We start from the raw sequence: 23,132 nt of genomic DNA on the forward strand, positions 1-23,132 counted from the left end.
CTCTACTCTACTCTCAGTGTACTCGCCTTCGGCGACGAATGTCAAGAGTTTTTCTCTAAAATATTCATACTGTTTTTGACGAAGTTCAATCTCCTTGGGTAGTCCGATGTTGAGGTCATTACAAACCGTATCAAAGTTGTCCAGAACTTGAACAATACGAGATTGGATTTCTAGAGAAGGGATTGGGATTTTGAATTTTTCAGTATCATTACTAGAAATTTGTGGCATCTGCATATTATTAGCGATGTTTTGAAAATGTTCTTTATTATGAACTAAGTAATGATAAATATATTTTAAGTTGATATTTTCATTATCTGAACTGTATGACCAAAATTCATTTTTAAAACTAAATGGTTCTGTACAGTATTCAAAATCAATAATTCCACGAGATTTTACAACAATTGCCTCTTCTGTATGAATATCTTTATCGGGAATATCTCCATAGTTCACATCAGCGTAAGTCTTTCCTCCTGCAAAGATACGGATTGGTGCACCTTCTTTGTGAAGTAATTTCATCTGACTAGCTGTAATTTTAGTTCCTTTCCCTTTTTTAAGAAACTCATTTAACCTCTTCCACTCAACCTGATAGACTTCATCCTCAAATGATAAGAGTTTATCTCGATAATAAGAATATTGCTTTTTACGTGAGGTCAATTCTGAGGTCAATTCTGTAACATACTCAGTCATTTTGTCAAGTTTTTGCACGATTTTTTCTTGAATTTTTTGAGGAAGTAACGGAACTTTTATTTTCTTAAATGCTACTTTAGAAATATTATACCTAGTTACACCACTTGCAGTTTTCTCAATCTGTTTTCTGAATTCAATACTTCTAAACAAATACTTAGTAAATTCTGGTAAAAGTTCAACATCTTCATTAAATCGTATTCCAAAGCTAAAACTATTTAGATAAATAGGTTCCTCAGGTACAAAAGTAACTACAGAAGACATGCCTACTTCTTCTTTGCTCTCTGAAGAACCTGTTATTAACACGTCTCCGTATTCTATAGAATTTTGCTTCTCATTTTCATCTACCTGAACATACTCCAATATATTTAATTCAACTCGTATATTATTAAAAATATTTTTATAAGTTACATACTTAGCATTTCCATTTTCAAAATCAGATTTTGTTTTTCCAGTTAAACCACCGTAAAAATGACTAACTTTCCCCAACTCTTTCCACTCAACGGGACAGTTTTGGATTTCTTCTAGGATGTTCATCAGTTCCCTCCTTCCTTGGCTAGATTTTCAATACCTTTGATTTCCTTGAGGTAATCTTTTTCAACTTGACTGAGGGTCTTGGCTTGGTAGCTCTTATATTCCTTATCTACCTTCTGCTTCATCTGTTCACGAGAGATCGAACCACTGTTAGCCAGCAAGTCTTCCCCCGTAGCCTGAAGGATACGATCCACATGCGTCACCCAGTCCGCCATAGTCATGACTTCCTCTCTCTCTGCCTGTCTTTCAGCAAAGTCTAGATATCCTGATACAAGCTGATTAAGCCCACGGAGTTCCTTTTCTGTCAGATAGTTCTTAGCAACTTTTGCTTCAGATAGAGTAGGAAGGTCTCCCTTAAAAGTGGTCAAGCCCATAAACTCCTTTTCGCTATCGACACGATGATAAATGAGTTCACTGGCAGTATTGTGGTGAATAGCATAATGCATCTTGTTTTGAACCGTCGCAAAGAATTTCTTTGCCTCTGGTGAGTTTGCATTGTAGTCACTTGATGTCGCAAAAAGATCCAAGACCTGACGGTAAAAGACTTTTTCACTTGAGCGAATGTCTCGGATTCTTTCCAGGAGTTCTTTAAAGTAAGAGCCTCCACCCAAGTTTTTCAAGCGCTCATCATCCATAGCGAAGCCCTTGATCAGGTACTCTTTCAAGACTGTCGAAGCATAGTGTCTAAACTGGACTCCACGAGGGGAGCGCACACGATAGCCAATCGCCAAAATCATATCCAGATTATAGTAGGCGACTTTTTTTGACTGAGTTTTACCAGCTATTGCACCGTGACGAGTGGTTGTCAACTGATAGTTGACAACCACTGTTTCATCCAACTCACCATCTTCAAAAATCGCCTTGATATGTTTACTAATGTTTTGCTTGGAAGTCTGAAAAAGCTCAGCTAGTTCCTGTTGGGTCAGCCAGACCGTTCCATTATCCAAGTGGAGTTCAATAGCGGACTCTCCGTCATCTGTTCTATAGAGAATCACATCATTTGCCATGGCTCAATTCCTCTACAATCTTATCTATCTCTGCACGCAAGTGGTCAATCTTGGCAACAGTCTCAGCGATTTCTTTATTGAGCACATCAATATCAATCTTCTCACGGGTATCTTCTTTTTCTACATAAGTGGACACTGAAAGATTATAATCTGCTTCTGCTACTTTTTCTTGTACCACCATACAAGAAAAGTAATCTTCATTTTCTTTCTTTTCAACACCGGCTAAGATTTTTTCGATATTCTCTTCTGTTAAGACGTTATTATTAATTTCTTTCTTGAACTGCTTACTTGCATCAACAAAGAGGATATCCGTCGTTGGCTTATTCTTTGCCAAAATAAGAATACAGGTCGCAATGGAGGTCCCAAAAAAGAGATTGTCTGGTAGCTGAATAACCGCTTCAACAAAGTTATTGTCTACTAGATATTGACGGATCTTTTGCTCAGCACCTCCCCGATAGAAAATACCTGGGAAAGTTACGATTGCAGCTCGTCCCTTATTCGACAAGTATGACAGGCTATGCATAATAAAAGCAAAATCAGCCTTAGATTTAGGCGCTAATACACCCGCAGGGGCAAAGCGGTCATCGTTGATGAGCGTCGGATCATCGCTTCCTATCCATTTGATAGAGTATGGTGGATTTGACACAATAGCATCAAAAGGCTTATCGTTTACATGCTTGGGATCAAGCAAGGTATTGCCACGCTCAATGCTAAACTTATCATAATTGATATTGTGTAAAAACATATTCATCCGAGCTAGATTATAGGTGGTCATATTAATTTCCTGACCATAAAATCCATCTTCAATTATGTGCTCATTAAACTGCTTTTTAGCTTGTAGGAGCAACGAACCCGAACCACAGGCAGGATCGTAAATTTTATTGATTTTATTTTTTTCATTCTTGCCCAGCATAACAATTCGCGCCAAGAGTCTCGATACACTTTGCGGTGTAAAAAATTCTCCACCAGATTTCCCAGCGTTAGAAGCATAATTAGAGATTAGATACTCATAAGCATCCCCAAAGAGATCAATATGGTTATCTTCAAAGTTTCCAAAATCAAGACTTGCAATTCCTTCAAGAATCAGAACCAAGCGCTGATTCCTCTCCGGAACTGTACTACCTAACTTGTTACTTCTGGTATCTACATCATCAAAAAGACCCTTAATGTCATGTTCACTCGCATAACCAATCGCACTAGACTCAATATCATCAAAGATATCTTTTAAATTTGTATTTAAGTGCTCATTTTGGCGAGCAGTTTTGACAACACTGGAAAACAACTGCGAAGGCATAATAAAATAACCCTTGGTTTTAATGGCATCATCTCGAACTTCAGGTGTAATTAAATCTTCAGAAATCTCTTCATAGTTAATTGATTCATCGCCGCCTTCGATATAGGTTTTGAAATTTTCACTAATAAAGCGATAAAATAGAATTCCCAAAATATACTGCTTGAAGTCCCAACCATCTACTGCACCACGAACTTCATCAGCAATTTTCCATATCTTTCTATGCAACTCCTGCCTTTGTACCTGTTCTGACATCTTATTTCCTCATTAACTTTTTATTCTTCTTATTATATCATTTTTCTCAACATTTAATTTCGTCAGAGTGAATTTCTCAAGAGTTTTTCCAAGCTAACTATCATCTTATTGATTACCAATCAAAAATCTACTTAGGTCTCGACAACAAAATTGAAACGACTAATCATTAGGTAAACTATCTTAAATCGATTTACAAGCATAAAAAAGAACATCCCGAAGGATGTTCCATGTAAATATAGCAACTCTCTCGAATTAACGTTTACTAAATTGTGATGCCTCTTAAGACCTGATTTTGGGAGATTTCTTCGCCTTCAACCAAGGACTAAATAAAATGGGTGACCAAGCACTTCCTTTTAAAATTCACCCTGAACATTTTGTATTTGCTGGAGTTCACGGTGGACAGGAAGTGAGGAGTTGATTGGAGAGTACGGTCAACCAACTTATCAAAAAATCTTTATCAGTCTAGATGCTGAAAAATCAGTCATTCCTGATGCTGATACAAAAATTTCTATGGCAGGTGATACAGCTACTCTCATGTCCGATCCAAGCCTTGATATCAAGATGTATGGCATGCACCAGTTCAAGATGAAAAAAGGTGGACTCCGCATCAAATTAGGCGTCTTTTCCCCAGAAGCAACCCCAAGCGAGATGGTACTCGGTCACCACGAACACCTAGCAGTTGAATTTTTCAATTCCCTTACAATCGCCTATCAAAACAAAACATTTAAGGGAAAACTACTCAATACCCTCTTAAAATTCAAGAAATTTAGGTAAACAAAAACGGGGAACTTAACAATTTAGTCTTTGAAAGCTACGATTATAAAACCACTCGTAAAATATAAATCTACGATACAAAAAGGATAACATTGCTCTTAGAATGCTATCCTTTTTTTGCTTATCCTTGTCCGCCAGGGGCTGGACCGCCACCTTGAGGGTCTCCATTTGGTCCACCGCCTCCAGGCATAGAGTTGACAATTTCCGTTTGTTTTTCGCCGTTGAGATAGATATCTCCACCTGTGTAGGTCGCTGTTCCATCAAAATCAAAACCTGTTTGCCCAGTCATTTTAATGGTTCCGCCTGTGACCGTGATATTGCCGTTCGAGTCGATTGGATCCGTATCCCCTTGACCAACTTCTACTGTCAGGTTACCACCGTTCATGGTAAAGAAAATCTCACTTTGTTGGGCGTTTTTATTAGCTGCATTGACTCCATCATCTGTCGAATAGATGGTAATGTCCCCACCGTTGATAGTGATGGACTTACCTTCAAGTCCTTCTGTCGAATTCTTGACGGTGTAGGTACCACTATCGATAACCAAATCACCTGATGCGTGGATGCCATCATCTCCTGCTGTGACTGTTATGGTATTGTTAGCCAAATACATATTGCCGACAGTCATATCGTCATCATTGTCGACCTTGACCCCATCCTCTTTGGCATCAATGGTCATGGTCGTACCAGTGATATTGAGTTCATCATTGACATTAAAGGCATCGCCAACTGCTGTGATGTTATAGGTTCCACCCGTAATGTGAAGAGTGTCGTTAGCCTTGATACCATTGTTCTTCTTGCCATCTACATTGAGGGTTCCTTTCCCGTTGATAGTCAAATCCACCTTAGAAAAGAGAGCTGCATCTGCTTTTTCGTCGCTGTTAGAGCTTGAGTCAGAGAGACTGTTGGTGGTTCCCTCTGCTAGAGTCAGGTAGACGTGGCCGGCTGATGTCGCAGATATCGCTGCATTGGTATTGGTCATGGTTGCACCTTTTAGGACTAGGTGAACTTCTGCCGACTCATCTGCCTTGACCTTGATCTGCACTCCTTCAGACTGACCTGAAATCACATAGGTGCCAGATTTTGTGATGGTCACTGTTGAGCCAGAGACTGTTACCCCATCTCCAAAGACATTTGCTGATGAGCCAGATAACTCAATCTTAGAAGCTGTGCTTTCATCATAAGAAGTATCATTGTCCTTCTCTGTAAAATAGGATGATTGATTTGTCTTTGTTGAAGTTGTTGTGGCACTATTTGTCGTTTCATTGGTAGTGGATGTAGTTGTTGACTGGGCACATGCTGCCATCAGCACCATTGCCGTTAAACTCGTTGCGAGTAGGGTCCACTTTTTTGATTTCATACCTTTTTCCTCTCCTTCGTATGATATAGCTAGACAGTCTACAGAAGATTCCTGAAACGAAACTAAAACTTTTCTGAAAGTTTCCTTAAATTCAGTTTGGATTAGATTTCGCCTAGTAATTTTTTAGAAAGGGCTGCTAAAACAATTTTTGAACTCTAGACTACCTTTAATAGATTTTTAAAACCAACATCCCTCAGTGCGATGTTTCCTTGACCAAGAAAGCAAAAAAGAAGAAAAATTTATAAGATTAGAGTTCATAAAAAGAACAGCCCAGGCTGTTCTTTTTAGTTTTCTTTTACTGGTATTTCCTTGATAACACGCGCAGGATTCCCACCTAGGACAACATTGTCTCCAAAGGACTTGGTAATCACGGCCCCTGCTCCCGCCACTACGTTATTGCCCAGTGTCACTCCAGGAAGGACGATGACGCCACCTCCAGCCCAGAAATTGTCTCCAATGGTGATGGGCTTGCCGTATTCGACCCCTGAATTGCGTTCATCCGGATCCAGTGGATGGAGTGGGGTTAAAAACTGACAGTTGGGACCAATCATGGCGTTGTTCCCGATGCGAATCGGACAAACATCCAGCATGGTCAAGTTCCAATTAGAATAAAAATTTTCCCCTAGATGGATATTGACTCCATAATCGACCACCAGGCGTGGATTGACATAGAGATTTTGCCCGGTTGAGCCAAACCAAGTCTTGATAATATCCGCTCCCTTCAAGGGATCTTCTTCCTTGTTAAAGGCAGCCTGTTTTTGGCGAGAAGCCTGAGCCAAGGCCCGTAATTCTGGGTTCGACAGACGGTAAGGCTCCCCTGCTATCATTTTCTGGTATTCGCTAGCCATCTTATCACCTCATACTTACTTTGGACCCATCATATCAAAAAGCCTTTGAAAGGTCAAGAATAGCCTGCTTTCTAAAATCTCAAAACCAAGCCCTCTCCCAAGTCAAAACAACTTGCTTGACAAAAGCTTGACTTCATGGTTTAATATACCCCATAAGGGTATGTTTGGAGGTGCCTATGTTTCACTTATTTACAAAAATTGACAGTATTTCTACCAGCGAGTTAGAAGCTAAACTCAGAGAACCGATTCAGCTACTGGATGTTCGGACGCCTACGGAATTCCATAGAGGTCATATCAAAAATGCCAAGAATGTCCCTCTATCCGAAATCGGATCTTATGCACCAACGACAAAAGAAACACTCTATGTCATTTGTCATTCTGGTGTGCGAAGCAAACTAGCTGCGAAGAAGCTAAAGAAAAAAGGCTACAATGTCATCAATGTCCGAGGCGGTATGAGCGCTTGGACAGGTAAGGTCATCTAAAAGCATAAAGGAGAAAGTCAATGAAAGTTATCATTGTTGGAGGAGTTGCAGGCGGTATGTCAGCAGCAACCCGCCTCAGACGTCTCATGGAAGACGCTGAAATCACTATTTTTGAGAAAGGTCCCTTTGTTTCCTTTGCAAACTGCGGACTTCCTTACTATGTTTCAGGAGAAATTTCAAACCGTGATAGTTTATTAGTCCAAACTCCTGAAAGTCTCAAAGCACGCTTTAATCTCGATGTGCGACCATTTCACGAGGTTATCCAGATTTCGCCAGAAGAACACACTGTGACCGTACGCCATGATGGACAGGAATTCACAGAAAGCTACGACAAGTTGATCCTCTCCCCAGGAGCTAAACCATTTGTTCCTACCATTGAAGGTTTGGCAGAAGCTAAGAATGCCTACACGCTCCGCAATGTTCCCGATCTTGATGAAATTATGGCGGCCTTGGACAATCATCCAAAAGAAGCTGTCGTCATCGGTGCAGGCTTTATCGGGCTTGAAATGGCTGAAAACCTGGCGAAACGTGGATTACAAGTTACCATCGTTGAGAAAGCACCCCATGTCTTGCCACCATTAGATCAGGAAATGGCGGCCTTTGTCCAAGCAGAATTGCTGGCAAATGGTGTCCGCGTTATCACTTCCCAGTCTGCAACTCGATTTGAAGACCAAGGAAAAGTCATCGCTCTCGAAAACGGTCAAAAGATCACTTCTGACCTCACCATCCTTTCTGTCGGTGTTGAACCTGAAAATGGACTAGCTAAGGCTGCAGGGATTGAACTGGGACTTCGTAGTGGGATCCTGGTCGATGAACATTATGAAACCAGTCAAAAAGATATTTTTGCAGTTGGGGATGCCATCGTCGTCAAGCAAGAGATTACGGGCCAAGACGCTCTCATCTCTCTTGCTTCTCCTGCCAATCGTCAGGGACGCCAAGTGGCGGACGTCATCGCAGGACTCGGTCGTACAAACAAGGGCAGCATCGGCACTGCTATCGTTCGTGCCTTTGATATGACAGCCGCTTCGACTGGTCTCAGCGAACGTATCCTTCGCATGAATCAACTCCCTTACAAGGTACTTCATGTCAGTGGAAAAGATCACGCTGGTTATTATCCAGGCGCTACTGATATGACCTTAAAACTCCTCTTTGACCCAACCACTGGAAAAATCTACGGTGCCCAAGGTGTTGGGAAGAAAGGTGTTGACAAGCGAATCGATATCCTGGCAACTGCTATCAAGGGAAATCTCACCGTCTTTGACTTACCAGAATTGGAGTTCACCTATGCGCCACCATTTGGCTCTGCTAAGGATCCCGTCAATATGCTGGGCTATGCAGCCTTGAACCTAATCGAAGGTTTAAGCGACAATATTCAATGGTACCAGCTCGAAGACGAACTGGCTGCTGGTAAGAAATTCTTAGATGTACGGACAAGTGGCGAATTCCAGAGTGGTCGACTCAAAGTCGATACCATTCATATCCCCCTAAACGAACTACGGGAACGCTTGGATGAACTAGACAAGAACCAAGCCTACATCGTTAGCTGCCACAGTGGTTTACGCAGCTATATCGCAGAGCGTATCCTCAAGCAAGCAGGATTTACCGTCCAAAACCTTGACGGCGCTTATTCCCTATACAAAATGGCTAAGCCAGAAGGAGTAGAATATGCTAACTAATATCAGCATGGATGACTTTTATGAAAAATATCAAAATGAGAATTTAGATCTTATTGATGTCCGTGAAGTACATGGATTCAAAGCAGGACATGCACCAGGTGCCAAAAATCTTCCGTTAAGTACCTTGGAGCAAGGCTGCAAAGAACTCAAACCTGACCATGAATACCATGTCATCTGTCAAGGTGGAGTACGTTCCGCCTCTGCCTGTCAATTTCTCAGCGCCCAGGGCCTCACCGTTACCAATGTAGAAGGTGGTATGAACGCTTGGCCCGGTCAAGTAGAATAAGCAAAAGAAGCTGAGCAACAACTCAAATTCAGGAGAAAATGAAATAATACTCAATGAAAATCAAAGTGCAAACTAGGAAACTAGCCGCAGGCTGTACTTGAGTACGGCAAGGTGAAGCTGACGTGGTTTGAATTTGATTTTCGAAGAGTATAAATCTCCCCACAATAAAACGCATACTATCAAGGCTTTTCAACACCTGATAGTATGCGTTTTTTAATTTTAAAGACTTTTTACCCAGCTTCTTTTGATTCAAATTAAACTATTCTATTAATAGTTAGATATGCCTTTGCAACTATCGTTTCAAAAATTTAGTTTATTTCCGTTTAATCAAGTATCGGATGGCCTTTTCTAGGCGTTCCTTTTGAGCCTCAGGGTCATCTAGTGGTTGGTTGATGCAGGCGGTGAGATTTTCCGTAATCATCATCTCAATCACGCGCTCCACACTCGATTTCACTGCTGTCAATTGCGTCACAATATCAGCACAGTCACGATCTTCTTCAATCATCTTTTGAATCCCACGCAACTGGCCCTCTGAACGTTTCAAGCGTGTTATATACTTTGAGTTTGTCATTTCTTTTTCCTTGCTCGATTTTTCTTCATTATATCTCGAATAAGGGGCTTTGTCAAAATTCTCATCCCATCTGTCTTTGTAGGAACTTATCTCATATCTGCGTTTTCATGATATAATAGTAAAAAAACTGTTCAGAATGGACGTTCTTATGAATTCTATCTATGATAGCTGTGAGGCCTATTTACCCACCATCTTGCAAACCTTTATTCAAGACATAGAAGAGGCCGCAGCCAATTACAAAAAAGAAACCAACCTCAAACTATATGAGCATTTGCATGCGCGCATCAAAACAGAAAAAAGCATGCGTGAAAAATGCCAACGCAAGGGCCTTCCTCAGACAAGTCAATCTGCTCTTAAAGAAATACGAGATGCTATTGGCGTTCGAATTATCACAGGCTTTACAGATGATATCTACCGCATCGTAGAGTATATTCGCCAGATGCCAAGCATCCATATTTTCAAAGAGAAAGACTATATCCGTCAGGTCAAACCCAACGGCTACCGTTCCTATCATCTGATTCTAGAGGTGACCACTCCCTACCCAGACTGTCTGGGAAATGACCAGGGTACCTATTTTATCGAGATTCAACTGCGCACAATTGCCATGGACTCCTGGGCTAGCCTCGAACACCAGATGAAATACAAGAAAAACATCCAAAATCCTGAGCGAATCACGCGCGAGCTCAAACGTTGTGCCGATGAGCTTGCTTCTTGTGACTTGACCATGCAGACCATCCGTGATTTGATTCAGCGCTCTGATCAAGACTAAGGAGAACCTATGAAAATCCTACTTGCCGAAGATGAAACCCAACTAAACCGTGTTATCACTGTTGCTTTAGAACGCGAAGGCTACAGCGTTGATTCTGTTTTTAACGGACAAGACGCTGTCGAAAAGGCTGAATCTAACCACTATCACCTCATGATTTTTGACATCATGATGCCAATTAAAACTGGAATCGAAGCCCTCAAAGAAATTCGCCAGGCAGGCAATACGACCCACGTTATCATGCTGACAGCCATGGCCGAAGTAGATGACCGTGTAACCGGACTCGATGCAGGTGCTGACGACTACTTGACTAAACCTTTCTCGCTCAAGGAGCTCTTGGCTAGACTCCGTTCTACTGCACGCCGCCTGGAAGACTATACTCCGGATACAGTCGAATTAGGAAATACCCGCTTGGATATTGATGAACAAGAATTGGCTGCTACAAACAGCATTCGTTTGGGGAAAAAGGAGACCCAACTCTTGACTCTCCTCATCCAGCACGCTAACCAACCCCTCAGTTGTCAACAACTACTAGAGCAGGTCTGGCCAGACGAGCTGGAAGAACAGGATCACGAGCTCGTCTTTCTCTATATCTCCTACCTACGCCAAAAACTCCAAAGTGTCCAGTCTAGTTTACAAATACTTGGGGCTGCAGAAGGCCCCTTCCAATTGACAGGAGGTGACTAGATGTTTCGAAAACTACGCATCAAATTTATCGCAACGGCTACTCTTACCATTGCTCTGATTCTAACCTTCTTTCTAGTCTTGATGAATAGTATCGTCTACACTCAGACGGAGGGTAACATCCACACCGTCCTCTCTATCTTAACCAAGAATGAGGGCGAACTTCCTATTACAGACGAAATCAAAGAAAGTCTGACTGAGAAAAATATCCAAGAAGGGATTGTCTATAATTTTCAATACTTCTCCGTCAGAGAAAAGGAAAATGACTACGCCATCTCCCTTACAAATGTCCAGTCCTTAACTGAGGCTGAAGTCAAAAGTTTTCTCCCAAACATCCTCAAAAAGCAAGAAACTTATGGTTCTATTACTCATAAGGGACGCTATTTTACCTACCAAGTGAGCCAATCTACGACTGGGAAACTACTGGTCTTCTTTGAGACGACTAACTATATCCGAGAACGAGATACCTTACTTCAGGTCTCTATCTGGCTGGCCTTGGCTAGCTTACTCCTCCTCATACTGCTCTTCACCTTGATTTCAGGGATTGTCATTCGTCCTTTTATCAAAAACTATGAAAAACAACGGATGTTTATCACCAATGCAGGACACGAACTCAAAACGCCTCTAGCCATCATTTCGGCCAATACCGAGCTACAGGAGTTAATAGAGGGAGAGACTGAGTGGAGTATTAGCACTAAAGAACAGACGGAACGACTCAACCACCTGATTGGAAGACTCATCCGACTTGCTCGGCTCGAGGAACAAGAGGATATCAAACTAGCTCCTCAAAATATCTCCGTTATCGCTGAAAAGGTTGCCTCAGATTTTGCTCCTCTCTTTACCAAAGAAGATAAAAAATTTGAAAGTTCTATTGAAGCAGACGTTGTAGAAAAAGTAGCCCAAGAAGAATTTTATGAGCTTCTTAGCATCCTTCTTGACAATGCCCGAAAATACTGCGATCCCGCTGGAACGATTCGCTTGACGCTCCAACGCAAAAATTACCTACTACGCAAACGAACTTGCATCACTATTTCTAATGATTATAAGGATGGACAAGCAGTTAATATTAAGCGTTTCTTTGATCGCTTTTATCGTGCAGAGACCTCTCATAACAACCAAACCATATCTGGACACGGAATTGGTCTCTCTATGGCCCAGCATCTCGTCAGTCTATTTAGAGGTAAAATATTTGTCACCTACAAAAAACAGGTGATTACCTTTACAGTCTGGTTATAGCTATAGCTCTTTTACTCTTTATCATTTCATAAAAAGCGAACAAGTCCGCATTCTAAAAACAGAATACGAGCTTGTCCGCCTTTTTCTATGTCTACGATGTGGTTTTCACATCTCATCGTTCCAAGCGAATGCGGGTCACAATGCCGTCTGGGTCTACAAGATCCAACTCACTCAAATTTAACCACTTGATCGGTGCTTCTAGCTCCTGTGCTTGCTTAACGATGGCTAGGAGTTCCTCCTTACTTTCGACCTCAAGGACGTAGTAGGCCAAGCCTGGCAAGCCTTGCTCACGCGGAGCCAGACCTTTTCCAGCCCATTCATTAACAGCCAGGTGGTGATGGTACTGACCAGCCGCTATCCAACTAGCACTAGGAATAGTAAATTTATCCTCTAGCCCCAACACCTTTTGATAAAACTGACTCGCCGCGTGACTATCCTTCACTGATAGGTGGATATGCCCCATTCCCGTCCCTTCAGCTAGGACAAAGGGATCCACCTTTTCCCCTAACTCATAGATATCCTGTGCCGCAAGGGCTTCGGTCACACCGATAATGCGGCCGTCTTCTCGAATATCCCATGAAGACATTGGCTTATCACGGTAGAGTTCAATGCCATTTCCTTCTAAATCCTCTAGATAAATGGCCTCGCTGTATCCATGATCTGCACCCCCGACCAGAGGAATCCGTAAGTCACTTAGGTGTTTCAAGACATCTGCTAAGGCTTTTCGTGTCGGCAACAAAATCGCCAGATGGTAGAGCCCATAATGCTCCCTTACTTCACCATCCTTTTCGGCCTGAATCAAGTGAACCAAGGCTTTTTTACCAAGTCCCAAAATCGCTTCTGTCTCCGTTTGCGATAAAATCTCCAAGCCAATAATCTGGTGATAAAAAGCCGTTTGACTCGTCACATCCTTGACATTTAAAACCGCCTCTGCTAGGTAAATGTGGCTTTTGTAAGCATAAGTCATAGGGTGTCTCCTTTTTGCTGTAACTTCATATATTACATCAATTATACACTGTTGAAATAAAATGTCAACGAAGACAACTCAAAAGAGCTGGAAACCAGCTCCTTATAAATCTAAGATTTCAAAAAATTTTATATTTTTGATTACGAAGAAAAAGACGGAAGAAGATACCCTCAAAAAGGATCTCCCCCTTAACTTTAGAGTATTTTTATATCATCATTTAGAAATTTTCTACTCCAAATGATTTTTAATAGATTACGAAAATTTACATTTTCAATACTAAAAACTATTATAAAACAACATACATTTAACAACTAGCAATAAAAGGCCGTTTTATTTACGGCCTTTGTTTCTACATTATATTTATCTAGCGCCTCTTCGCTTTCCTAGTTGGCGACCCCACCGATTTGACTAGATGAAATTAGTAGAAGACCTGAAAATAATGTCAAGTATATCACCTTATTTCTAATTGATTGATTTTCCCAAAAGAGATATTCAATAACTTTTTGGTATAAAATAGAAGTAATCATAACAATGCCATTAGTAATTAGAGCGAATGATGGGGGTAGGATTCGAACCTACATTACTAATTACTTTATTCAGGTATAAATATTATAGCACAAAACAATAAATTAAGGAAGATTGTTCTAATTGTTAATATAATTACTAACTAAATGTATATGTAATTGTAATATAATGTCTATCTACCGAAGAAGCATTTATTTTTCTAACACATCAGATAGAAAAATCTAATTCTTTTTATTTCACAACAAGCTCGTAACGAGTTTTGCTGGTGAAGGTTTCCCCTGCTTTGAGAATGACTTGGTCTTTGAGGTCGCTATGAATAGCATCTGGTAAAGCCTGCGCTTCAAGGGCAATCCCATTGTGCTGTACCATTGGCTGACCTCCTATGATGACACTCTCATCCACAAAGTTTGCTGTGTAGACCACAAGGCAAGGGGCCTCTGTCTTGAAAAGCAGGAAACGACCTGAGTTTTGATCATAAAGGAAACCAGCATTGTCATGACCTGCAGGGAGAGCAAATGGGTGATCCAAACCAGATACCAACTGGATTTGCTCATCGTTCTCTGCAAAGATGTCCTTCAACAAAGCTCCATTGTAGATGTGTTTCACCACATCGCGATCAGCATCTGGAGTCTTAGCTGGAACACCGTCTGGAGCGATTGGGTAAATGCCCTCCGTATTTAGCTGGAAGACATGGCGGTCAATTGTCTGCGTGAAATCACCAGATAAGTTGAAGTAGCTATGATTAGTTGGATTGACCAGCGTATCCTGATCTGTCGTCACCTTATAGCTGACTTCGTAGGCACCAGTTTCTTCCAAGTGGTAGCTAATCCAAATCTTGAGATTACCAGGAAATCCTCCTGTCCCGTCTGTACGCTCTGTGTAGAGAGTCAATCCATGGTCGCTCACCTCAACCAATTCAAACAAGCTCGAATCCCAACCTGTTGAACCACTATGGTTGCAGTTGCTAGCATTATTAACTTCAAGCTCATAGGTCTGGCCATTGAGTTCAAATGTCGCTCCAGCAATACGGCCTGCTACCGGCCCCACACTAGCTCCATGCTTGGGACTATTCCCCACATAACTCTCAAAATCATCAAAACCCAAGATGACATTAGCAAAATTACCAGCCTTGTCAGGTGTGACATAGCGCAAAATGGTCGCACCATAAGTCATAACTTCAAGCTGGTAACCACCATCAGTTTCAAAGCGATAGGCCAAGACATCCTTGCCCTCATGATTTCCAAATACACGCTCTGTGTATGCTTTCATTTTCATCTCCTTTTTTCTATTTCTATTAAGTAAACAAACCATAGAAAGTGTATGTACCATCTATGGTTGTAGTTTCTATTTTCAGAATCCTTTGTCAGAAAACCTTAAGTATTTTCTTAACAAAAGGGAATTCTTCTATTCTTATTTTATGCTTCTACACGTTCAGTCCATGAAGTCGCTGTTGTTTGAAGAACCTTGTTGAGTTCGTCAATGTTCTCAAATCCAGTTGTGCGAAGCCAGTCGCGAGCTGCTGCTTCACCATCTTTGATGTAAGCTTCAACTGATCCAGCCCATGTAGCACGGCCACAAAGAACACCATTGAAGTTTGCGCCTGATTCATGGGCAAATACAAGAGTATCTTGGAAGAGTTTAGCTGATACACCAGCACTCAAGTAGATGTATGGCAAGTTAGTTGCTTCATCTTGTGCTTTGAAGAAGGCTGCAGCTTCTTCGCGTGTATGGACGATTTCACCATCACCAAAGCCTTCAACGTATTTAATATTGACTGGAACTTCTACTTTCAAGACATCGATGTTAAAGCGTGGGTCTGAGAAGACCTTCATAGCACCGATAACCTTGTGTGGTTTTACTTTTGCGTATTCTGCAGAACCTGCGTCAGCGATTTTTTCATCGTAAGCCAAGATTTCAAGGAAGAATGGAATGTCTTCCGCCACACACTCTGAACCAATGCGTTCGATGTAAGCTTGTTTTTGTTGGTTGAGTTCGTCAGAGCTGTCTACATCGTAGTAAAGCAAGAATTTGACTGCATCCGCACCTTGTTCTTTGATGCGTTTTGCAGACCAAACATCCAAACAGTCAGGCAAGCGTTTGGTGCTTGTTGTGTCGTAGCCAGTTTTCTCATAAGCAAGCAGAAGACCAGCATTTGGAGCAAGCGCTTTTGTAGCTGGAAGTCCATACTCAGGGTCAAGGAGCATAGAGGATGCGTATTTAGTCAATTCATCTGCTACCAAGACTTTAAGTTCTTCCATTTGAGCAACTGTTGGTTCTTCCGTTTGGTATTGAGCCATGAGGCGTTTCAAAGCGCCACGTTGGTCAAAGGCAAGGGCTGAGATAATGCCGTTCTCGTCAGAGAGTTTTTGCAAGCAAGCTACTTTGTTCGGACTTAATTGTAATTTACTCATAGATACTTCCTTATTTTTGATAGTCATGAATGATAACACCTTGTACCACACGGTTTACTGTACCTGTAGGAGATGGTGTATCTGGTTTGTTTTCCACTTTAAGCGAAGTCAAAAGGGCAAAGAGTTGGGCATAAATGATGTAAGGGAAGACACGGTAAATGTCATTCAAGACTCCACCACAGCCAAGAGCTACTTCTTTGACATTTTCAAGACCAAAGGCTTGATCACTCAAAAGCACGACACGACGTGCAATCTGATCACCAGCAACCTCACGAACCAAGTCCAAATCGTACTTGCGAGTGTAGTCTGTCGTTGTACCAAATACCAAAACAACTGTATCTTGGTTAATCAATGATTTTGGACCGTGACGGAAGCCAACTGGGCTTTCATACATGGTCGCCACTTGACCAGCTGTTAATTCCAAAATCTTGAGCTGAGCTTCATGAGCAAGCCCAAAGAAAGGACCAGCGCCCAGGTAGATAACACGGTTAAAGTCAAGGTCAACCAGCTCCTTGACATCTGCTGCATTGTCTAGAACTTTACGCGCAAGGCTAGACACAACTTCAAAACGTTCAGCTTTCACAGCAAATTCTGTAGGATCAAAAACCAAGAGAGCTGTTAGCATCATGGACGTAAAGCTAGAAGTCATGGCAAATCCAGCGTCATTGGAAGCAGCTGGTTGCAAGAGCAAAAGATTGCGCTCATCGCCATGAGCTTGAAGAGCCAATTTACCATCTGCTGCACAAGTAATAGTCACTTGATAAAGCTCATCTACCAAGGCTTTAGCCAAATCAACTGTCGCCACACTTTCAGGTGAATTCCCACTACGAGCAAAGGAAACAAGAACAGTCGCCACATCTTTTTTCAAATAGGTTTCTGGATTGGCAACAATATCTGTTGTCGCAATAGCATTGAAATTCCATTTGCGTTCGTCATAGACTTCCTTAAAGTAAGGCACCAAGGTATCTCCCACATAAGCAGAAGTACCAGCACCCGTCAAGATGACCTTGATATAGTCATGCTTACCAGCGATTTCTTTCAGAAAGGCTGCAATTTCTTCACGTTTTGCTTGATAAGCTTCAAAAGCCTCTTTCCATACATCAGGCTGTTGGTAGATCTCACGAGTCGTGATTTCTGCACCCAGTTCAAGTAATTCTTCTTTTGTGTAATTTAGCATAGAGTTCCTCTAATCTATTGTTGTTTCATTCCTATTGAAAATATGGGAATGGGAGTGACTCCCATTCCCATGTATATTCTATATAAGATGCTCTAAGTCACATCTTATTCGTCTTCGTCATCATCGAAGCCAGCTAACAGGTCATTGACTTTTACGATGCTTTCTGCAGCACGGCTCTTGTAGTCCGCATCTGCACCTGTAAGGCTCGCATTGATAAATTCAATCACCATTGGAAGATTCATCCCTGCGTAGAGTTCAATGTCGCGACCTTCCATAATCAAACGGCTTACCACGTTACAAGGTGTTCCGCCGAGAAGGTCCGCAAAGACTAGGAAATCATCCAATCCTTCGATAGCAGCTTCAAATTTTGCAGTAAATTCTTCTGGACCATCTTCTGGAAGAAGAGCCACTGCATGAATGTTGTCCTGTGGACCCATGATCATTTCTGTGCTACCTTTAAGTTCTTCACAGAAACGACCATGACTCACCAAAATTAATGATTTACTCATAAATTATGCGCCCATTCCAAGCAAGAATTTACCGATGAATGAAAGACCTACTGCAAGAACGATAATGATACCGATCGCTTTAGTAGAGTTCATACCTTTCTTACCAAGCAACCAGAAGATAAAGGCAGTAAAGATTGCTGGAAGCAAGCGTGGGAAGATTGAGTTCAAGATGTCTTGGAAGTCAATCATCTTTTCACCGATTGGCAATTTGTAAGAAATGTCAAAGTTGATCATTGTTGCTACAAGAGCACCCATCATGAAGACACCAAGTACAGATGCAGCGTCAATCAAAGCTGTCAAAGTACTTTGCATGTTGTTGATAAGGTTAACCCCTTCTTTGTAGGCAAATTCCAATTGTTTCCAACGGAAGATGTCATAAGCAACTGCAACTGCGATCCAAAGGAAGATACCCCATGGTTGGCCGGCGATAGCCATAGTTGCTGCGATAGATCCCATGATAGCAGGTACAAGTGAACCAAAGATTGTATCTCCAAGAGGAGCAAATGGTCCCATCAAACCTGTCTTAATACCGTTAACGGCATCTTTTGAACCCACACCATCTTTTTCTTCCATGGCAAGGTCAAAACCAGCGATAATTGTGTGGAAGAATGGTGAAGTATTGAAGAATTGAGTATGAACTTTCATCATTTCTTTCAATTCAGGAGTTCCATCCCCATACATTTTACGCAATTGAGGCAAGATCATGTAAAGGTAACCAGAAGCTTGCATACGTTCGTAGTTCCAACCTAATTGGAAAGTAAACAAGCTACGTTTGTTGATTTGATTAAAATCTTCTTTTGTAAGTTTGTAATTAGAATTCGTCATCTTCGATTTCCCCACTTTCTGATGGTGTAGAAGGTGCTGCTACAGCTACTTTTTGGCTGTTCTTAAAGTGAACAACTGCAAGGAAGATACCTACGATAGAAACACCGATCATAGACAAACCTTTGAAGTTGTTAGCAAAGCCAATCTTTTCAGCAACATCAGCAGGAAGAGTACCAAGGATACCCGCAACAGCTCCACCAAGACCTGTTACATATGAGTAAAGAACAGTCAACATAGCTGTCAAACCAAATCCCATTGCAAGGTAGTGAAGGTTACGTTTAACTGGAAGGTAACGAAGCAAGATTGCAAATCCAAGACCTGGAAGCATACGTCCTGCAAGTGTCAAACCATCTGCAATCCATTGATATTCTTTAACAAGGTCTACTACTGATTGTACAAAAGCACCACCAAAAGCAAGAGCGAAGAATACTGGAAGGGCACGAGAAAGAGCCCAAGGCACTGCACCAAGTAGGTAGTTGCGTTCGATACCTTTGTAGTCAAAGCGTTCGATCGCAGCATCAATACGGTGTGCAAAGAAAGTAGTTGTCATACGTCCAAGAACGTCGAAGTATGTCAAAAGTGCTGCTACTGGTACAGCGATTGTTGTGATTGCAAGATCTGTATCAATACCTTGAGAGATAGAGAATGCTGTTGCAAGAACCGCACCAGAAGTTGCGTCGATACGAGAAGCACCACCGAAGGTACCAACCCCGAGAACGAACAACTGCAAGCTACCACCGATAAACAAACCAGTTGTCACATCTCCCATGATCAAACCAGTAATAAAACCAGCGAATACAGGAGAACCTGCAGATGAAACGATTGTCAACTCATCACAGATTTGATAAGCTGAGTACAAAGTGAGAAGTAAAATTTGCCACCATTGTATCATAACAATGACCTCCTAAAAATTTTTTCCTATTTTAATAAGCTCAAAAAGTCTGAAACTGGATCATTTGGAACCATTTGAGCAGTGAGTTTCACACCTTTGTCTGCTAGTTTGTGGAAATCTTCCACATCCTTGTCTACTACGTTGATAGAACGTGTGATAGAGCGAGTTTCTGGTGTTTGAGACATATTGCCGACGTTGAGTGTTTCAAGCGGAACACCTGCTTCGACCAAACCAAGGAAACGGTCTGGTTTACGTGCAACGATAAAGAGACGTTGGCTATCGTATTTACCAGCAAGGATATTGGCTGCTGCTTTCTCAACTGGCAAGATACTGAGTTTCACACCTGGTGGTGTCGCAAGTTTCAAACCACTCTTTTCAATATCGTTGTTAACAACTTCGTCGTCTACAACCATAATGCGTGAAACATTTAGTTTTCCAGCCCAAAGATTGGCTACTTGACCGTGGATCAAACGTCCATCGATACGGCATCCTACAATTGTCATAAGTTTTCCCCCTTTATGTGTTTTAGTGTAGGTTTACGAGTTAAATGGATCTCTTCTTTATATTCGCCCTCAGTTTCAAAGATGATGATGCGGTTAGTACCTTCCTTGAGATAGCTATGAGGGATATAAAGTGAGAGGGTCGGGCCGACATTCCAGAAACGCCCTAGGTGACGCCCGTTGACAAAGGCAACTCCCTTACCAAACTCAGACAAATCTAAGTAGGTATCCTTCGGCTCTTCAACAGTAAAGTCGAAAGCGTAAAAGGCTGGTTGTCCTTCTGTCCATCCTTTTGAAAAATCAATTTTCTCAGGATTATCCAGTGGAAGTGGATATTGTTTCCAATTCAGTAAGAAATGTAGATCTTTGCAGACACCTGTACGAATTCCTTTATGTTGCGTATCTGCTAAGAACTTGTGTCCATAGTTAACACGCCCCATATTTTCGATCAGGATATCAATCTCTGAAAAACCTTCTCGGTTTCCCTGACAGTAGATGTCTTCACCAATCTCTGTCTGGTATTGAGTAGCAATCCATTGACCATCTACAAAGAGTTGAGCTCGGTCACGTCCATCGATGATACGGAGGCGTTCCTCTTCTGCATCCCAACTTGCCTCAGTGCGGTAGAGAAGGTAGCCATAGCTTTGACCAAGTTCTTCCATCGCCTTTGGATAGAGGCTTTCAGTTGGACTAGAGAGACTATCCAGGGTTTCAAACAGGGAAACTTTTTCGGCCAATGGAACTGCCTCTATCTCCATGCTTTCCTTATAGAGTGGTTCCAACTGTGGATACTCTGGGAAGTGTGTTGCCATCATCTTCTTGACTGCTAGATATTTAGCAGTTGGATTTCCTTCTTCATCGAGAAGGGCATCATAGTCGTATGATGTGACTTGTGGTAAATCCAGAGTTCCTCGAGCTGAGCAACCATTCATGAAACCAAAGTTTGTCCCACCATGGAACATGTAAAGGTTGATAGAGCCTTGCTCCAATACCTCTCGAACAGCTTCCGCCAACTCTTTTGGATCGCGTGTGATGATGGGTTCTTTCCAACGGTTGAACCAACCATCCCAGAATTCCATACACATGAGAGGCCATTTCTTGCCATGCTCATCAAAGAATTCTTGCATTTGTGAAAAGTTGTAAGGAGCCTTAGAACCGAAGTTCCCTGTCACAAAGAGATCATCTTCGATCAAGGTCCCGGCTTTCAGAGTAGCCCTCCATGGGCCATCTGAAGTAAAGAGTGGGCAATCAATCCCTCGCTCTTCCATCAATTTCCGAATTGCTCGTAGATAAGACTTATCTTCTCCATAAGAACCATATTCATTTTCGACTTGCATCATGAGAATGTTTCCGCCATTATCCAACAAGCGAGGCACAAGCCTTGGCAATAATTGGTCATAATAGCGAGCAACTGCCTCGATGTAGGCCGGGTCGGACGAGCGGATTCGCATGTCCTTGGTCAAGAGCCAAGCCGGCAAGCCACCAAATTCCCATTCCGCACAGATAAATGGAGACGGGCGTACAATGGCATAGAGACCCAAATCTTGTGCTATTTGAAGAAATCTCTCCAAATTTCTGGCACCTTCAAAATCAAATTCCCCTTCAACGGGTTCATGTAAATTCCAAGCCACATAGGTCTCGACCGTATTAAAGCCAAGCGCCTTTAAGTTATAGAGAGAATGATACCAATCCTCTGCTGGAATCCTAAAATAATGAATGGCGCCAGACAAAATCTTGAACGGTTTCCCATCTAAATAGAAATCGTCCTCAATTTTAAATCTTGTCATGTTACCACCTCTGACGAATTAAGTTTGCGCTTTCATTTATTATAATATTAAATATAATCAAATATTTTGCATTTGTCAATAGGTTTTAGAAAATTCTTTAAAATTTTTCTATTTTTTTACTTACTATTTACCAAAATTATCTAAAAATAGCATGAAAGCGATATTTTAATGTATGATAATTCACAAGGTTATAAAATGGAATTTTTTACATGTAACATAACATTTTTAGTCTATTATTTTAATTTTTTTTACCTAAATACTACTATTTTGTCTGTATTTGTGGTAAAATCAAGGTTGGAGAAAGAGAATCGAGGTGAAATTTATGGCTATTCCTAAATACCAATATATTAAAGATGAATTAAAAAACAAAATCATCTCTGGTCAATTTGCAAGTGGAGATAAATTTTATACAGAAGCAGAATTGATCGCGATGTATGATGTTAGTTCAATCACTGTTGTACGTGCTTTGAATGACCTTGCAAAAGACGGCTATATTGTCCGCCAACAAGGGAAAGGGACTTTCGTTTCACGTGCCCGCAAGCACAAACTCGTTGAATTTTCAGATGTCGAAATCTTTGAAACAAAAGATGATAAAGTTACTGTCCTTTCTATCGAGCGCGGAAACAAGCTTGAATACCTAGAGAAACTTGGATTACGTGGAGATCAGTTCTACTACAAAATTGAACGTACCCGTCAAACAAATGGCGTAACTTACATCTACCACACATCCTATATTCCTGAACAATACATCAATGCCAACTATCCAAATCTTGACTATTATAGTTCTATCTATAAACGTTTCAAATTGGATTACCGCATTCACATGAACGATGAACATTTTGAGGAAATCAATGAAATCGCATTTCCAACACCAGAGCATGTTGCTTCTGTACTTGGAATCGATACGCAATTTCCAACAGTCTTCCAAACGAAGACTACAAAACTTGAGGCCACTGGCCAAGTCCTCGCCTATAGTGAAACGTATAAGCGAGCAGACTACTACAAAATTAAATTCCTCTCATGTAATCGAGGTCATTAAGAAAAAGCTTGAGCCTAGCTCAGGCTTTTTCTATATTCATTATAGCACG

The 23,132-nt window shown here is 41.4% G+C and carries 23 protein-coding genes; 8 read left to right on the top strand and 15 right to left on the bottom strand.

Annotation, left to right across the window (positions count from 1 at the left end; all coding sequences use genetic code 11):
• From ATE34_RS07710 to ATE34_RS07720, 3 genes are all read right to left on the bottom strand, one after another.
• Positions 1 to 1,221 (bottom strand): restriction endonuclease subunit S (locus ATE34_RS07710; RefSeq protein ID WP_084911494.1); only part of this gene is annotated, 1,221 nt, incomplete at its 3' end.
• On the bottom strand, positions 1,221 to 2,225 hold the full coding sequence (locus ATE34_RS07715; RefSeq protein WP_084911496.1) for a virulence RhuM family protein: 1,005 nt from the start codon (positions 2,223 to 2,225) through the stop codon (positions 1,221 to 1,223). The genes ATE34_RS07710 and ATE34_RS07715, both read right to left, overlap by 1 nt.
• Complete coding sequence (locus ATE34_RS07720; RefSeq protein ID WP_084911497.1) at positions 2,215 to 3,771, bottom strand: type I restriction-modification system subunit M; 1,557 nt, start codon at positions 3,769 to 3,771, stop codon at positions 2,215 to 2,217. The genes ATE34_RS07715 and ATE34_RS07720 overlap by 11 nt, the downstream gene beginning before the upstream one ends.
• Positions 3,772 to 4,185: 414 nt before the next feature.
• Between ATE34_RS07720 and ATE34_RS11185 the strand changes: the two genes are divergently transcribed.
• A complete protein-coding gene (locus ATE34_RS11185) occupies positions 4,186 to 4,545 on the top strand; it encodes a hypothetical protein (RefSeq protein WP_241500540.1) in 360 nt (119 codons plus the stop codon).
• Between the two features lie 121 nt (positions 4,546 to 4,666).
• Here the strand turns inward: ATE34_RS11185 and ATE34_RS07730 are convergent, their stop codons facing one another.
• On the bottom strand, positions 4,667 to 5,902 hold the full coding sequence (locus tag ATE34_RS07730) for a carbohydrate-binding domain-containing protein (protein WP_084911499.1): 1,236 nt from the start codon (positions 5,900 to 5,902) through the stop codon (positions 4,667 to 4,669).
• Positions 5,903 to 6,186: 284 nt separating this feature from the next.
• Positions 6,187 to 6,750, bottom strand: coding sequence for a sugar O-acetyltransferase (locus ATE34_RS07735; protein WP_084911501.1), 564 nt, complete (start codon positions 6,748 to 6,750; stop codon positions 6,187 to 6,189).
• Between the two features lie 176 nt (positions 6,751 to 6,926).
• Here ATE34_RS07735 and ATE34_RS07740 point away from each other — a divergent pair, with 176 nt between their 5' ends.
• Genes ATE34_RS07740 through ATE34_RS07750 form a run of 3 tightly spaced genes read left to right on the top strand, consistent with a single transcriptional unit; the run spans position 6,927 to position 9,194 of the window.
• Positions 6,927 to 7,232, top strand: a complete 306-nt coding sequence (locus ATE34_RS07740; RefSeq protein WP_084911502.1) for a rhodanese-like domain-containing protein — start codon at positions 6,927 to 6,929, stop codon at positions 7,230 to 7,232.
• A 20-nt stretch (positions 7,233 to 7,252) separates the two neighbouring features.
• Positions 7,253 to 8,908 carry an FAD-dependent oxidoreductase gene (locus ATE34_RS07745; protein ID WP_084911504.1) on the top strand — a complete coding sequence of 552 codons (1,656 nt, stop codon included), beginning with the start codon at positions 7,253 to 7,255 and terminating at the stop codon, positions 8,906 to 8,908.
• Positions 8,898 to 9,194 (top strand): rhodanese-like domain-containing protein, encoded by a 297-nt coding sequence (locus ATE34_RS07750; RefSeq protein ID WP_084911506.1) that lies wholly within the window; start codon positions 8,898 to 8,900, stop codon positions 9,192 to 9,194. The genes ATE34_RS07745 and ATE34_RS07750 overlap by 11 nt, the downstream gene beginning before the upstream one ends.
• Before the next feature lie 313 nt (positions 9,195 to 9,507).
• Here ATE34_RS07750 and ATE34_RS07760 read toward each other — a convergent pair whose 3' ends face one another.
• The gene (locus ATE34_RS07760) at positions 9,508 to 9,765 is read right to left on the bottom strand and encodes a metal-sensitive transcriptional regulator (protein WP_000185161.1); all 258 of its coding nucleotides are present in this window, start codon (positions 9,763 to 9,765) and stop codon (positions 9,508 to 9,510) included.
• A 148-nt stretch (positions 9,766 to 9,913) separates the two neighbouring features.
• Between ATE34_RS07760 and ATE34_RS07765 the strand changes: the two genes are divergently transcribed.
• From ATE34_RS07765 to ATE34_RS07775, 3 genes are read left to right on the top strand one after another with little or no spacing between them, the layout of a single operon-like run.
• Entirely contained in the window at positions 9,914 to 10,534 is a 621-nt protein-coding gene (locus tag ATE34_RS07765; RefSeq protein ID WP_084911508.1) for a GTP pyrophosphokinase, read from the top strand.
• A 9-nt stretch (positions 10,535 to 10,543) separates the two neighbouring features.
• Complete coding sequence (locus ATE34_RS07770) at positions 10,544 to 11,218, top strand: response regulator transcription factor (protein ID WP_009729518.1); 675 nt, start codon at positions 10,544 to 10,546, stop codon at positions 11,216 to 11,218.
• Positions 11,219 to 12,451, top strand: a complete 1,233-nt coding sequence (locus tag ATE34_RS07775; protein ID WP_084911509.1) for a sensor histidine kinase — start codon at positions 11,219 to 11,221, stop codon at positions 12,449 to 12,451.
• Between the two features lie 112 nt (positions 12,452 to 12,563).
• On the opposite strand, the gene ATE34_RS07780 is transcribed toward ATE34_RS07775, so the two are convergent.
• The 9 genes from ATE34_RS07780 to ATE34_RS07825 all read right to left on the bottom strand — a co-directional run bounded on the left by ATE34_RS07780 (position 12,564) and on the right by ATE34_RS07825 (position 22,044).
• Positions 12,564 to 13,418 carry a VOC family protein gene (locus ATE34_RS07780; protein WP_084911511.1) on the bottom strand — a complete coding sequence of 285 codons (855 nt, stop codon included), beginning with the start codon at positions 13,416 to 13,418 and terminating at the stop codon, positions 12,564 to 12,566.
• 756 nt (positions 13,419 to 14,174) lie between these two features.
• Complete coding sequence (locus ATE34_RS07790) at positions 14,175 to 15,212, bottom strand: aldose epimerase family protein (protein ID WP_033583570.1); 1,038 nt, start codon at positions 15,210 to 15,212, stop codon at positions 14,175 to 14,177.
• Between the two features lie 146 nt (positions 15,213 to 15,358).
• Positions 15,359 to 16,354: a tagatose-bisphosphate aldolase gene (lacD, locus tag ATE34_RS07795; RefSeq protein WP_084911585.1), complete on the bottom strand. Its 996-nt coding sequence runs from the start codon at positions 16,352 to 16,354 to the stop codon at positions 15,359 to 15,361.
• 10 nt (positions 16,355 to 16,364) lie between these two features.
• Positions 16,365 to 17,531, bottom strand: coding sequence for an SIS domain-containing protein (locus tag ATE34_RS07800; protein ID WP_084911515.1), 1,167 nt, complete (start codon positions 17,529 to 17,531; stop codon positions 16,365 to 16,367).
• A gap of 104 nt (positions 17,532 to 17,635) precedes the next feature.
• Entirely contained in the window at positions 17,636 to 18,040 is a 405-nt protein-coding gene (locus ATE34_RS07805) for a PTS sugar transporter subunit IIA (RefSeq protein ID WP_000045700.1), read from the bottom strand.
• A 3-nt stretch (positions 18,041 to 18,043) separates the two neighbouring features.
• On the bottom strand, positions 18,044 to 18,865 hold the full coding sequence (locus tag ATE34_RS07810; RefSeq protein ID WP_000185284.1) for a PTS system mannose/fructose/sorbose family transporter subunit IID: 822 nt from the start codon (positions 18,863 to 18,865) through the stop codon (positions 18,044 to 18,046).
• Positions 18,852 to 19,757: a PTS mannose/fructose/sorbose/N-acetylgalactosamine transporter subunit IIC gene (locus tag ATE34_RS07815; protein ID WP_000616992.1), complete on the bottom strand. Its 906-nt coding sequence runs from the start codon at positions 19,755 to 19,757 to the stop codon at positions 18,852 to 18,854. The genes ATE34_RS07810 and ATE34_RS07815 overlap by 14 nt, the downstream gene beginning before the upstream one ends.
• Positions 19,758 to 19,783: 26 nt before the next feature.
• Positions 19,784 to 20,260: a PTS sugar transporter subunit IIB gene (locus ATE34_RS07820; protein WP_000156965.1), complete on the bottom strand. Its 477-nt coding sequence runs from the start codon at positions 20,258 to 20,260 to the stop codon at positions 19,784 to 19,786.
• Positions 20,257 to 22,044: a glycoside hydrolase family 35 protein gene (locus ATE34_RS07825; RefSeq protein WP_084911516.1), complete on the bottom strand. Its 1,788-nt coding sequence runs from the start codon at positions 22,042 to 22,044 to the stop codon at positions 20,257 to 20,259. The genes ATE34_RS07820 and ATE34_RS07825 overlap by 4 nt, the downstream gene beginning before the upstream one ends.
• 322 nt (positions 22,045 to 22,366) lie before the next feature.
• Between ATE34_RS07825 and ATE34_RS07830 the strand changes: the two genes are divergently transcribed.
• Positions 22,367 to 23,083, top strand: coding sequence for a GntR family transcriptional regulator (locus tag ATE34_RS07830; RefSeq protein WP_001007186.1), 717 nt, complete (start codon positions 22,367 to 22,369; stop codon positions 23,081 to 23,083).
• The last annotated feature ends 49 nt before the right edge of the window (positions 23,084 to 23,132 follow it).

Origin of the sequence: Streptococcus oralis subsp. tigurinus (assembly GCF_002093545.1) — a bacterium.
GTDB classification, from domain to species: domain Bacteria; phylum Bacillota; class Bacilli; order Lactobacillales; family Streptococcaceae; genus Streptococcus; species Streptococcus oralis_C.

Coding starts and splice junctions, on each gene's coding strand:
- ATE34_RS07715 (WP_084911496.1), bottom strand. CDS start 2,225: ATGGCAAATGATGTGATTCTCTATAGAACAGATGACGGAGAGTCCGCT.
- ATE34_RS07720 (WP_084911497.1), bottom strand. CDS start 3,771: ATGTCAGAACAGGTACAAAGGCAGGAGTTGCATAGAAAGATATGGAAA.
- ATE34_RS07730 (WP_084911499.1), bottom strand. CDS start 5,902: ATGAAATCAAAAAAGTGGACCCTACTCGCAACGAGTTTAACGGCAATG.
- ATE34_RS07735 (WP_084911501.1), bottom strand. CDS start 6,750: ATGGCTAGCGAATACCAGAAAATGATAGCAGGGGAGCCTTACCGTCTG.
- ATE34_RS07740 (WP_084911502.1), top strand. CDS start 6,927: ATGTTTCACTTATTTACAAAAATTGACAGTATTTCTACCAGCGAGTTA.
- ATE34_RS07745 (WP_084911504.1), top strand. CDS start 7,253: ATGAAAGTTATCATTGTTGGAGGAGTTGCAGGCGGTATGTCAGCAGCA.
- ATE34_RS07750 (WP_084911506.1), top strand. CDS start 8,898: ATGCTAACTAATATCAGCATGGATGACTTTTATGAAAAATATCAAAAT.
- ATE34_RS07760 (WP_000185161.1), bottom strand. CDS start 9,765: ATGACAAACTCAAAGTATATAACACGCTTGAAACGTTCAGAGGGCCAG.
- ATE34_RS07765 (WP_084911508.1), top strand. CDS start 9,914: ATGAATTCTATCTATGATAGCTGTGAGGCCTATTTACCCACCATCTTG.
- ATE34_RS07770 (WP_009729518.1), top strand. CDS start 10,544: ATGAAAATCCTACTTGCCGAAGATGAAACCCAACTAAACCGTGTTATC.
- ATE34_RS07775 (WP_084911509.1), top strand. CDS start 11,219: ATGTTTCGAAAACTACGCATCAAATTTATCGCAACGGCTACTCTTACC.
- ATE34_RS07780 (WP_084911511.1), bottom strand. CDS start 13,418: ATGACTTATGCTTACAAAAGCCACATTTACCTAGCAGAGGCGGTTTTA.
- ATE34_RS07790 (WP_033583570.1), bottom strand. CDS start 15,212: ATGAAAGCATACACAGAGCGTGTATTTGGAAATCATGAGGGCAAGGAT.
- lacD (WP_084911585.1), bottom strand. CDS start 16,354: ATGAGTAAATTACAATTAAGTCCGAACAAAGTAGCTTGCTTGCAAAAA.
- ATE34_RS07800 (WP_084911515.1), bottom strand. CDS start 17,531: ATGCTAAATTACACAAAAGAAGAATTACTTGAACTGGGTGCAGAAATC.
- ATE34_RS07805 (WP_000045700.1), bottom strand. CDS start 18,040: ATGAGTAAATCATTAATTTTGGTGAGTCATGGTCGTTTCTGTGAAGAA.
- ATE34_RS07810 (WP_000185284.1), bottom strand. CDS start 18,865: ATGACGAATTCTAATTACAAACTTACAAAAGAAGATTTTAATCAAATC.
- ATE34_RS07815 (WP_000616992.1), bottom strand. CDS start 19,757: ATGATACAATGGTGGCAAATTTTACTTCTCACTTTGTACTCAGCTTAT.
- ATE34_RS07820 (WP_000156965.1), bottom strand. CDS start 20,260: ATGACAATTGTAGGATGCCGTATCGATGGACGTTTGATCCACGGTCAA.
- ATE34_RS07825 (WP_084911516.1), bottom strand. CDS start 22,044: ATGACAAGATTTAAAATTGAGGACGATTTCTATTTAGATGGGAAACCG.
- ATE34_RS07830 (WP_001007186.1), top strand. CDS start 22,367: ATGGCTATTCCTAAATACCAATATATTAAAGATGAATTAAAAAACAAA.